Origin of the sequence: Streptomyces pathocidini (genome assembly GCF_001418495.1) — a bacterium.
GTDB lineage: Bacteria > Actinomycetota > Actinomycetes > Streptomycetales > Streptomycetaceae > Streptomyces > Streptomyces pathocidini.
Map to the genome: position 1 here is coordinate 1 of NZ_LIQY01000041.1, position 10172 is coordinate 10172.

9 protein-coding genes and 1 pseudogene are annotated in these 10172 nt (G+C 72.6%); all 10 read right to left on the minus strand.

Annotated features, from left to right (window positions below):
* Window positions 1–473: 473 nt before the first annotated feature.
* A complete protein-coding gene (gene aroQ, locus AOK16_RS02900; RefSeq protein WP_055470626.1) occupies window positions 474–914 on the minus strand; it encodes a type II 3-dehydroquinate dehydratase in 441 nt (146 codons plus the stop codon).
* Complete coding sequence (gene aroB / locus AOK16_RS02905) at window positions 911–2002, minus strand: 3-dehydroquinate synthase (protein WP_055470627.1); 1092 nt, start codon at window positions 2000–2002, stop codon at window positions 911–913. The genes aroQ and aroB overlap by 4 nt, the downstream gene beginning before the upstream one ends.
* Window positions 1999–2514 (minus strand): shikimate kinase, encoded by a 516-nt coding sequence (locus AOK16_RS02910; protein WP_055470633.1) that lies wholly within the window; start codon window positions 2512–2514, stop codon window positions 1999–2001. Before AOK16_RS02910 ends, aroB begins: the two co-directional genes overlap by 4 nt.
* A gap of 11 nt (window positions 2515–2525) precedes the next feature.
* A complete protein-coding gene (gene aroC, locus AOK16_RS02915; protein ID WP_055470628.1) occupies window positions 2526–3710 on the minus strand; it encodes a chorismate synthase in 1185 nt (394 codons plus the stop codon).
* 175 nt (window positions 3711–3885) lie between these two features.
* Window positions 3886–4767 (minus strand): shikimate dehydrogenase, encoded by an 882-nt coding sequence (locus tag AOK16_RS02920; RefSeq protein WP_055470629.1) that lies wholly within the window; start codon window positions 4765–4767, stop codon window positions 3886–3888.
* A 5-nt stretch (window positions 4768–4772) separates the two neighbouring features.
* Entirely contained in the window at window positions 4773–6401 is a 1629-nt protein-coding gene (gene mltG, locus AOK16_RS02925) for an endolytic transglycosylase MltG (protein WP_055470630.1), read from the minus strand.
* A gap of 108 nt (window positions 6402–6509) precedes the next feature.
* Window positions 6510–6998 carry a Holliday junction resolvase RuvX gene (gene ruvX / locus AOK16_RS02930; protein WP_079100998.1) on the minus strand — a complete coding sequence of 163 codons (489 nt, stop codon included), beginning with the start codon at window positions 6996–6998 and terminating at the stop codon, window positions 6510–6512.
* Between the two features lie 10 nt (window positions 6999–7008).
* The gene (gene alaS / locus AOK16_RS02935) at window positions 7009–9678 is read right to left on the minus strand and encodes an alanine--tRNA ligase (protein ID WP_055470631.1); all 2670 of its coding nucleotides are present in this window, start codon (window positions 9676–9678) and stop codon (window positions 7009–7011) included.
* Entirely contained in the window at window positions 9678–9989 is a 312-nt protein-coding gene (locus AOK16_RS02940) for a DUF6167 family protein (protein ID WP_055470632.1), read from the minus strand. Before AOK16_RS02940 ends, alaS begins: the two co-directional genes overlap by 1 nt.
* A gap of 6 nt (window positions 9990–9995) precedes the next feature.
* Window positions 9996–10172 (minus strand): annotated as a pseudogene (locus AOK16_RS27910) (DUF948 domain-containing protein); the annotation flags it as partial.

Consider the following 10172-nt stretch of genomic DNA (forward strand, 5'->3'; position numbering starts at 1 on the left):
GGCGGCCGGGGAAGGTAGGTTCGGTAACGGACCGGCCACGGGGGCCGGTTGACGAGGCGTTCGTTTCCGCCCGCACGCGACCACGAGACGGAGATCAGCGGATGCAGCACGCAGTGGGGGATCCGCTGCCACCGCCCCACGGCCCCGACCGGCCGGCCGGCGCCCAGGCGCCCGGCCCCGGCTGGACCCCGGTGGTGGCGGCACCGGGGTCCAGCCGGGGCCGGGCGCCTGGGCGCCGGCCGGCCGGTCGGGGCCGTGGGGCGGTGGCAGCGGATCCCCCACTGCGTGCTGCATCCGCTGATCTCCGTCTCGTGGTCGCGTGCGGGCGGAAACGAACGCCTCGTCAACCGGCCCCCGTGGCCGGTCCGTTACCGAACCTACCTTCCCCGGCCGCCGGGAATTGAACGGCCGGGGTCGGGGCGCGAGGCCGCCGGCAGCGCGAAACGGGACAGGTCCGCCCAGGTCAACCCCGGTCAGTCAGGCAGCTGTTCGGCCAGCGCGCGCAGCGCGAGCCGGTAGGAGCCGATGCCGAAGCCCGCGATCGTCCCGGACGCCACGGCGGCCACCACGGAGGTGTGCCGGAACTCCTCGCGCGCGTACGGGTTCGAGATGTGCACCTCGATGAGGGGCGCGGTCCGCTGGGCGGCGGCGTCCCGCAGCGCGTACGAGTAGTGCGTGAAGGCTGCGGGGTTGAGGACCACCGGGATCGAGCCGTCGGCGGCCTCGTGCAGCCAACCGACCAGCTCCGCCTCGTCGTTGGTCTCCCGCACCTCGACCTCGAAGCCCAGCTCCTTGCCGAGCGCCGTGCACTGCTCGACCAGGCCCGCGTACGAGGTCGCGCCGTAGACGTCGGGCTCGCGGGAGCCGAGGCGGCCCAGGTTGGGGCCGTTGAGCACCAGGACGCGGTGGCTCACTGCGACACCTCCGCGTAGGCGGCGGCCAGCACGGCCGGGTCCGGGCCCTCCAGCACGACCGGCTTGGCCAGGCCGTCCAGGACGATGAAGCGCAGCAGGTCGCCGCGGGACTTCTTGTCGACCTTCATCGTCTCCAGCAGCTTGGGCCACTGGTCGCCGCGGTAGGTCAGCGGCAGCCCGACCGACTCCAGGACGCTGCGGTGCCGGTCGGCGGTCGCGTCGTCCAGCCGCCCGGCCAGCCGGCCCAGCTCGGCCGCGAAGACCATGCCGATCGAAACGGCCGCGCCGTGGCGCCAGTTGTAGCGCTCGTTCTTCTCGATGGCGTGGCCGAGGGTGTGCCCGTAGTTGAGGATCTCCCGCAGGCCCGACTCCTTGAGGTCGGCGGAGACCACCTCGGCCTTGACCTGGATGGACCGCTCGATCAGCTCGGCGGTGTGCGGGCCCTCCGGCGTACGGGCGCCGGCCGGGTCCTGCTCGATGAGGTCGAGGATGACCGGGTCCGAGATGAAGCCCGCCTTGATGATCTCGGCGAGCCCGCTGACGTAGTCGTTGACGGGCAGCGAGTCCAGGCTCGCCAGGTCGCACAGCACGCCGGCGGGCGGGTGGAAGGCTCCGACGAGGTTCTTGCCCTCGGCGGTGTTGATGCCGGTCTTGCCGCCGACGGCCGCGTCGACCATGGCCAGCACGGTGGTGGGGACGGCGATCCAGCGCACCCCGCGCAGCCAGGTAGCCGCCACGAAGCCCGCGAGGTCCGTGGTGGCGCCGCCGCCGACGCCGACGATGACGTCGCTGCGGGTGAACCCGGTCTGGCCGAGCGCCTTCCAGCAGTACGCGGCGACCTCGGCGGTCTTCGCCTCCTCCGCGTTGGGCAGCTGGATCGCGACGGCCTCGTAGCCCTGCCCTGCCAGGTCCTCCCGGAGGGCCTCGCCGGTCGCGGCCAGCGCCTCCGGGTGCAGCACGGCGACCCGCTTGGCCCGGCCGATCAACCCCGGCAGCTCACCGAGGAGTTGACGCCCGATCAGCACCTCGTACGGGTCGGTGCCCGCGGTGCCGCCGACCTGGACGCGGATGGGGGTGTCGGTGCTCATGACTTGTGCAGCTCCAATGCGTCGAGGATCGCTTCGGCGACGTCCTCGGGGGTGCGGTCGTCCGTCGTGACGACGGCGCGGGCGACCTCGGTGTACAGCGGGCGGCGCTCCTCCATCAACTCGCGCCACCGCTGGCGCGGGTTGACGGCGAGCAGCGGCCGGGGGGCGTTCAGCCCGACCCGCTTGACGGCCTCGTTGACGCCGACGTCGAGGAAGACGACGGGCTGCCCGGCGAGCAGCCGGCGCGTGCCCGCGTCCAGGATCGCGCCGCCGCCGAGGGCGAGGACGCCCTCGTGCTCGGCCACGGCGGCGCGTACGGCCCGCCGCTCCAGCTCGCGGAAGTGCTCCTCGCCCTCGTCGATGAAGATCTCGGAGATGGTGCGGCCGGCGGCGCGCTCGATGTCGGCGTCGGTGTCGCGGTAGCCGACGCCCAGCCGCTCGGCGAGCAGGGCGCCCACCGTCGACTTGCCGACGCCCATGGGCCCGACGAGGACGACCGCGGGGCCGGTCACGGCCGCCTCGCTCACCGGATCGCCAGGTTGTCGAGGAAGCCCCGGACGTTGCGGCGGGTCTCGGCGACGCTGTCGCCGCCGAACTTCTCCGCCACCGCGTCGGCCAGCACCAGCGCGACCATCGCCTCGGCGACGATCCCCGCCGCGGGTACGGCGCACACGTCGGAGCGCTGGTGATGCGCCGGGGTGGCCTCGCCGGTGGACACGTCGACCGTGGCCAGGGCCTTGGGAACGGTCGCGATGGGCTTCATCGCGGCCCGTACACGCAGCAGTTCACCGGTGGTCAGCCCGCCCTCGGTGCCGCCGGAGCGGCCGGAGGTGCGCCGGATCCCCTCGTCGGTGGCGACGATCTCGTCGTGCGCCTGGGAGCCCGGGACGCGCGCGAGGCCGAAGCCGTCGCCGACCTCGACGCCCTTGATCGCCTGGATGCCCATCAGCGCGGCGGCCAGCCGGGCGTCGAGCCGCCGGTCCCAGTGCACGTGCGAGCCGAGCCCGACCGGCACCCCGTACGCCAGCACCTCCACGACGCCGCCGAGGGTGTCGCCGTCCTTGTGGGCCTGGTCGATCTCGGCGACCATCGCCTCGCTCGCCTCCGGGTCCAGGCAGCGCACCGGGTCGGCGTCCAGCCGCTCGACGTCGGAGGGCTTGGGGTGGACGCCGTACGGGGCCTTGGCGGCGGCCAGTTCGACCACGTGCGAGACGATCTCGATGCCGGCCGTCTCCTTGAGGTAGGAGCGGGCGACCGCGCCCAGCGCGACACGGGCCGCGGTCTCGCGCGCGGAGGCCCGCTCCAGGATCGGGCGGGCCTCGTCGAAGCCGTACTTCTGCATGCCCGCGAGGTCCGCGTGGCCGGGGCGGGGGCGGGTCAGCGGGGCGTTGCGGGCCAGTGCGGCGAGTTCGTCCGCGTCGACCGGGTCGGCCGCCATGACCTTGTCCCACTTGGGCCATTCGGTGTTGCCCACCATGATCGCGACCGGGGAGCCGAGGGTCAGGCCGTGGCGCACCCCGCCGATGAAGGTGACCTCGTCGCGCTCGAACTTCATCCGGGCGCCGCGGCCGTAGCCGAGCCGGCGGCGCGCGAGGGCGTCGGCCACCATCTCGGTGGTGATCGGCACACCGGCGGGGAGGCCCTCCAGCGTCGCGACGAGTGCGGGGCCGTGCGACTCCCCCGCGGTCAGCCAGCGCAACCTGCTCAACGGTGCTCCTCTTGCTCGCGCCTCGGTCCTGCGGCGAGGCCTGGGGCGTTCCCCACTCAGCGGTGGCTGGTGGTCGGTCCCGGTCCGCCACTGACGATCCTCCCACGTCCGGGGCGTGCGCCCGGACGCCGGTCCACGGAGCGGGACGGTCGCCGCGGGTCCCGGAGGCGCGGTGTCAGGCGCCTGTGGAGCCGCTTCCGCGCCCCGCCAGGGCCCGTTCGCCCGCCTCGCGCATGGCGGCGAGCGGGGCGGGCGCGCGGCCGGTCATCTGCTCCACCTGGAGGACGGCCTGGTGCACGAGCAGGTCGAGCCCGCCCACGACCGCCCCGCCCTGGGCCGCCCAGGCGGCGGCGAGCGGGGTGGGCCAGGGCTCGTACAGCACGTCGAAGAGCGTTCCGGCGCGGTCCGGTACGGCCTCGGCGAGGGCGTCCGTGGCGCCCGCCGGGGTAGTGGCGATCACCAGCGGCGCGGTGAAGGCGTGCGCCGCCGCCGACCAGTCGGCGGTCCGCACGTCCACGGCGAGCCGCTCGCCCCACTGCCGCATCTCGCCGGCCCTGGCCTCGCTGCGGACGTACGCGGTGACCTCGCCGGTGCAGATCCGGGAGAGCGCGGCGAGGGCAGAGGAGGCGGTGGCGCCGGCGCCGAGCACGGCGGCCCGCTCGACCTTGTCGACGCCGCGCTCGCGCAGCGCCGCGAGGATGCCGGGGATGTCGGTGTTGTCGCCGGTGCGGCGGCCGTCGGCGGTGAAGACCACGGTGTTGACGGCCTCGACGGAGGCGGCCGTCTCGCTGATCTCGTCGAGCAGCGGGATGACGGCGCGCTTGAGCGGCATGGTCAGGGAGAGCCCGGCCCAGTCGCCCGGCGGCAGGTCGCCGAGGAACCCGGGAAGCGCCGCCTCGTCGACCTCGAACCGGTCGTAGGCCCAGTCGGTCAGCCCCAGCGCCTCGTACGCGGCGCGGTGCAGGGCGGGCGAGAGGGAGTGGGAGATCGGCGAGCCGAGCACCGCCGCGCGCCGCCCGCCGCCCCGTCCTCCCGTCGACTGACCGGCGGCCGTCATGTCCCTTAGTTCCCCTGCTTCTTGCGCTGGTTCTCGTTGAACTTCTCGACCAGCTTGTTGTGTTCGGCCAGCGTCTTGGCGAACTCCGTCTTGTTGCCGTCGGTCGAGACGAAGTAGAACCAGTCGCCCTTGTCCGGCTTCATCGCGGCGGCGAGCGCCTCCTCGCCCGGGTTCCCGATCGGTCCCGGGGGCAGGCCGCGGTAGAAGTAGGTGTTGTACGGGTCGTCGTGGTTGCGGATCTCGTCGATCCCGATGTTGATGTTGCTCTGGTTCTTCAGGTAGTTGTACGTCGAGTCGAACTCGAGCTTGCCGTTCGTCTCGGTGTTGCCGGGCTCCAGCCGGTTGTAGACGACAGCGGCCATCTTCTTGAAGTCGTCGTGGGTCTTGCCCTCGGCCTGGATCAGGCTGGCCACCGTGACGACCTGGAGCGGCGAGTCCAGGCCAAGCTTCCGGGCCGCCGCCTCCACTCCGGCCTTCTCGTAGACCTTCGTCGCCCGCTCGACCATCTGCCGCAGCACGTCCTCGGGCTTGGTGCCCTTGGCGGCGCTGTAGCGGGAGGGGAAGAGGAACCCTTCGAGCGGGTCCTTGATCTTCGGGTTGTCGTCGGCCCAGTCGGGCAGGCCCAGGTTCTTGACCTGCTTCTTCGCGACGTCCTTGGTGGTGCCGGCCGGGACGCCGAGCTTCTTGTCGATGGCCGAGTAGACGGACGCGTCCCGCAGGCCCTCGGCGATGATGAGCGCGTTGAGGTTCTTGGGGTCGGTCATCATCTCGACGGCCTCGGCGGCGGCCATCTGCTTGCGCAGGATGTAGACCCCGGGCTGGATGGAGTTGCCCTTGGGGTTCGCGTTCTGGGCCGCCACGAACGCGTCGACGCTCTTGACGACGCCCTCGGTCTTGAGGATGTTGCCGATCTGGTTGCCGGTCGCGCCGTCGGGGATCTCGACCTGGACCTCGCCGGTGCCGCTGCCCGAGAAGTCGGGGGCCGGCCCGAATCGCTCCTGCCACATGTCGTAGCCGAGGTAGCCGACGCCGCCCACGACGCCGACGAGGATCACCCCGGCGACCAGGCAGGCCGTACCGCTGCGCCGCTTGGGCCGGTTGCGCTTGTCGCCGCGGCGGCCCCCGCTCGCGGGCTCGTCCTCGTAACCGTCGTCGTCGCCGCGCTGGCCCGGGGCGTCCGTGAAGAACGGGTGGGTCTCCGGCTCGGGCTCCCCGGCCCACTCGGCGGGCTGCTGCTGGGCGTACGGCTGCCCCTGCACGGGGTGGGTGCCGGTGTCGTACGGCTGGTGCTGCGGGCCGCGGTTGTTCGGCGGCTGGGGCGGCGGGTAGGCGTCGGGAGTGCCGTAGAGGTCCGGGCGCTCGCCCGCGTACGGGTCCTGGGGCTGCTGTCCGTAGACCTCGCCGGGCCCGTATGCCGCGGTCGCGCCGGTCTGCGAGGGGTCCCAGCCGTAGCCCTGCTGGTCGGGGTGGTACGGCTCGGTGTACTGGTGCTGTCCCGTGGCGTACGTGTCGGGGGCGGCGTCCCAGTGCGGCTGCTGCGGGTAGTGCTGCTGCCCGTCCCATCCCGGCTCCCCGTAGAGAGGGTCATCGGGATGCCACGGTTCGGGGCCACGGCCCGGGCCATACTCAGTCATCAATCCCCACAAAGCAGCGAGACGGTTCCCGATCCGCCTCAGTTCCAAACGGCGGGGTGCGATTTTCAGTCACCCCGTCGGGTCCCGCGGAACGTTACCGTATCGCGATCAGATGACCACTTCGACGCTCTCCCCCGGAGCCCGGCCGGACGCCCGTTCTGTCTCCAGGGCGTTCTGGAGGATGACCACGGCCGCCGCCTGGTCGACGACCTTGCGGCCCTTCTTGGCGTTGACGCCGGAGGCGCGCAGGCCGTGGGCCGCGGAGACGGTGCTCATCCGCTCGTCGACCAGGCGCACCGGAACGGGCGCCACGGTCCGGGCGAGCGTCTGCGCGAAGGCCCGTACTTTCTTGGCCGCCGGGCCCTCCCCGCCGCTGAGCGAGCGGGGCAGGCCGACCACGACCTCGATCGGCTCGTACTCCTCGACGAGGGCCGCGAGGCGCCGGTGGGCGGCCGGGACATCGCGTCCCGGGACGGTCTCCACCGGGGTGGCGAGGACCCCGTCGGGGTCGCACGAGGCGACCCCGATCCGGGCGTCCCCGACGTCCACGGCGATGCGGCGGCCGCGTCGCACGGCCCCCGCACCCTGGTCATCCATCACAGGATTCTCACGCCTTCTCCGCGACCAGCCGCTCCACGGCGGCCACGGCGTCCTCGATGGCGGCCGGGTTCTGCCCGCCGCCCTGGGCGACGTCGTCCTTCCCGCCGCCGCCTCCGCCGAGGGTCTTGGCGGCGGTACGGACCAGCTCGCCGGCCTTGACACCGCGCTCGCGGGCGGCCTCGTTGGTGGCGACCACGGTCAGCGGGCGGTCGCCCGCGACGGTGAACAGGGCGACGACGGCCGGGCGGCCGCCCTGGATCCGGCCGCGCACGTCGAGAACCAGCTTGCGCAGGTCGTCAGCGCCCGTGCCGTCCGGCACCCGGCCGGTGACCAAAGCCACACCCCGTACGTCCCGGGCGCCCTCGGCGAGGCCGGCGGCGGCCTGGAGGACCTTCTCCGCGCGGAACCTCTCGATCTCCTTCTCGGCGTCCCGCAGTTTGGCGAGCATTCCGGCAATCTTCTCCGGAAGTTCCTCCGGGCGCCCCTTCACCAGGTCGGTCAGCCGGGAGACGACGGTGTGCTCGCGGGCCAGGAAGCTGTACGCGTCGACGCCGACCAGGGCCTCCACGCGGCGCACGCCGGAGCCGATGGAGGACTCGCCGAGCAGCTTGACGAGGCCGAGCTGGGCGGTGTTGTGGACGTGCGTGCCGCCGCACAGCTCCTTGGAGAAGTCGCCGATGGTGACCACGCGCACCCGCTCGCCGTACTTCTCGCCGAACTCGGCGATGGCGCCCTGCTTCTTGGCCTCGGACATGCTCATCACCTCGGCGGTGACGTCGAGTTCGCGGGACAGCACCTCGTTGATCCGCTGCTCGACGTCGGTCAGCACCGTGCCGGGCACGGCGGCCGGGGAGCCGAAGTCGAAGCGGAAGCGGCCCGGGGCGTTCTCCGAACCGGCCTGGGCGGCCGTCGGGCCGAGGGCGTCGCGCAGCGCCTGGTGGGTCAGGTGCGTGGCACTGTGGGCGCGGGCGATGGCGCGGCGGCGGGTGACGTCGATGGCGGCGTACGCGGCGGAGCCGACGGTCACCTCGCCGACCTGGACGACGCCCTTGTGCACGCTGACGCCCGGGACCGGCTGCTGCACGTCGCGGATCTGGATGACGGCACCGCTGTCCAGCCTGATCCGGCCGGTGTCGGCCTGCTGGCCGCCGCCCTCGGCGTAGAAGGGGGTGCGGTCCAGCACGACCTCGACCTCGTCGCCCTCCTGGGCGGCGGGCGAGGGGGCGCCGTCGACCAGCAGGCCGACGACACGGGACTCGCCTTCGGTGTCGGTGTAGCCGGTGAACTCGGTGGCGCCGGAGGCGTCGGCGACCTCGCGGTACGCGGACAGGTCGGCGTGGCCCTGCTTCTTGGCCTTGGCGTCGGCCTTGGCGCGCTCCCGCTGCTCCTTCATCAGGCGGCGGAACCCGTCCTCGTCCACGGACAGGCCCTGCTCGGCGGCCATCTCCAGGGTGAGGTCGATCGGGAAGCCCCAGGTGTCGTGGAGCAGGAACGCCTTGTCGCCGGGGAGCACGGTGGAGCCGGCGGCCTTGGTGTCGGAGACGGCGCCGTCCAGGATGTTGGTGCCGGTCTTGAGGGTCTTGAGGAAGGCGGCCTCCTCGCCGAGGGCGACCGTCTCGATCCGCTTGCGCTCGGTCTCCAGCTCCGGGTACTGCTCGCCCATCGTCTTGATGACCGTGTCGACGAGGGCGCCGACCACCGGCTCGGTGGCGCCGAGCAGCCGCATGTTGCGGATGGCGCGACGCATGATCCGGCGCAGCACGTAGCCGCGGCCCTCGTTGCCGGGGGTGACGCCGTCGCCGATGAGCATGACGGAGGTGCGCAGGTGGTCGGAGACCACGCGGAGCGAGACGTCGGAGCCGTGGGCGGCGCCGTAGGAGACGCCGGTGAGTTCGGTGGCCTTGTCGATGACGGCGCGCGAGGTGTCGATCTCGTACATGTTCCGCACGCCCTGCAGGATCATGGCGAGGCGCTCGAGGCCGAGACCGGTGTCGATGTTCTTCGACGGCAGGTCGCCGAGGATCGGGAAGTCCTCCTTGCCGCCGCCCTCCCCGCGCTCGTACTGCATGAAGACCAGGTTCCAGATCTCCACGTAGCGCTCGTCGTTGACGGCCGGGCCGCCCTCGACACCGAACTCGGGGCCCCGGTCGTAGTTGATCTCGGAGCAGGGGCCGCAGGGGCCCGGGACGCCCATGGACCAGAAGTTGTCCTTCTTGCCCAGGCGCTGGATGCGCTCGGCCGGGACGCCGATCCTCTCGCGCCAGATCTGCTCGGCCTCGTCGTCGTCGAGGTAGACGGTGATCCACAGCCGCTCGGGGTCCAGCCCGTAGCCGCCGTCCGCCACGGAGCCGGTCAGCAGCTCCCAGGCATAGGTGATCGCGCCCTCTTTGAAGTAGTCGCCGAAGGAGAAGTTGCCGCACATCTGGAAGAACGTGCCGTGCCGGGTGGTCTTGCCGACCTCTTCGATGTCCGGCGTGCGCACGCACTTCTGCACGCTCGTGGCACGCGGGAAGGGCGGCTTGACCTCGCCGAGGAAGTACGGCTTGAACGGGACCATGCCCGCGGGGACCAGCAGCAGGGTCGGGTCGTCCGCGATGAGCGACGCCGAGGGAACGACGGTGTGCCCGCGCTCCTCGAAGAAGCGCAGCCAGCGGCGACGGATTTCAGCCGACTCCATCAGTGGTCCTCATTCCGGTTGTACGGGTTGCTCGTGCCCAGCGCCGCCGGTCGGTGCGGGGCGGGCAGTTCTTCTCGGTGGTCCCGGGACTCGATGCCCAGGGCGTCGTTCAGTTCTTCCTGGCGCTGTGCCATACCGGCACGGACGTCGAGGGCGAACCCCTTGAGGCGGTGGCCCGCCTCGACGGCCTTGTCGGCCGCCTGCGCGGCGAGGCTCTCCGGCGTCAGCTGCCTGAGCTTGCGGTTGACCTTGGCGGTCGCCCACACGCCGGCGGCGGCGCCCGCGGTGAACCAGAACGTGCGGCGGAACATGGTGGTTCAGGCCTTTCCGCCGCGCGTGCGCCGGCTGCCTCGCCGGGCCGACGGCAGTGTGCGTCCTACGATCACGGTACGGCGCCGCGCGGGCGGCTGCGCGTCCTTTCTGGCCAGGGCCTGGCGCACCCCGTAGCCGAAGGCCGCGACCTTGACCAGGGGGCCGCCGAAGGTGGTGGCGAC

Coding starts and splice junctions, on each gene's coding strand:
- aroB (WP_055470627.1), bottom strand. CDS start 2,002: ATGAGCACCGACACCCCCATCCGCGTCCAGGTCGGCGGCACCGCGGGC.
- AOK16_RS02920 (WP_055470629.1), bottom strand. CDS start 4,767: ATGACGGCCGCCGGTCAGTCGACGGGAGGACGGGGCGGCGGGCGGCGC.
- mltG (WP_055470630.1), bottom strand. CDS start 6,401: ATGACTGAGTATGGCCCGGGCCGTGGCCCCGAACCGTGGCATCCCGAT.
- ruvX (WP_079100998.1), bottom strand. CDS start 6,998: ATGGATGACCAGGGTGCGGGGGCCGTGCGACGCGGCCGCCGCATCGCC.
- alaS (WP_055470631.1), bottom strand. CDS start 9,678: ATGGAGTCGGCTGAAATCCGTCGCCGCTGGCTGCGCTTCTTCGAGGAG.
- AOK16_RS02940 (WP_055470632.1), bottom strand. CDS start 9,989: ATGTTCCGCCGCACGTTCTGGTTCACCGCGGGCGCCGCCGCCGGCGTG.